This window comes from Streptomyces hazeniae, from assembly GCF_031845485.1.
Taxonomy (GTDB): domain Bacteria; phylum Actinomycetota; class Actinomycetes; order Streptomycetales; family Streptomycetaceae; genus Streptomyces; species Streptomyces hazeniae.
The window spans coordinates 1-488 of sequence record NZ_JAVREQ010000117.1 but is presented as its reverse complement, the minus strand read 5'-3'; the positions used below and the strand labels follow the sequence as shown (position 1 = coordinate 488).

Genomic DNA, 488 nt, shown 5'->3' with positions numbered 1-488 from the left:
ATACGGGACGTTCCTACGGCTCGATTCACAGCTTGCTGCGGGAGTCGGGAACGACGATGCGCAGCCGCGGCGGTCCCAATCACCGCACCCGGTCCAGGGCTTACTGAGCAACCGCCTGTGCTGTAGCCCCGGATTCAGTTGTCCGCCGGCGTCTGCTGCCGCACGCTGGCCTCGACCAGGTCGAGCACCGCGGTGAGGTTCTTCGGGTCCTCGCCGGAGGCGATTCGGGCTACCAGGCCGTCGAGAACCAGATCCAGATAGATGTGCAGGACCGCGCTGGGCACGTCGTCACGCAGCCGCCCGGCCTGCTTCTGGCGGCGCAGGCGCGCGGTGATCGCGGCGTCCAGTTCGGCCGAGCGTTCCGCCCAACCTTGGTGAAACGCCGGATCGTTGCGCAACTTACGGGCGATTTCCAGCCGCGTGGCCAGCCAGTCGAACTGCTCGGGTGCGGCAAGCATGTTCCGCATCACCTGGATCAGGCCTTCGCG

1 protein-coding gene and 1 pseudogene are annotated in these 488 nt (G+C 67.0%); one reads left to right on the top strand and one right to left on the bottom strand.

Going from position 1 to position 488, the window contains the following annotated elements; translation table 11 throughout:
• Positions 1-107: helix-turn-helix domain-containing protein (locus RM572_RS29810; RefSeq protein ID WP_394813727.1), on the top strand; the 107-nt coding region annotated here is incomplete at its 5' end.
• A 27-nt stretch (positions 108-134) separates the two neighbouring features.
• Here the strand turns inward: RM572_RS29810 and RM572_RS28880 are convergent.
• A pseudogene (locus tag RM572_RS28880) lies at positions 135-488 on the bottom strand (TetR family transcriptional regulator); the annotation flags it as partial.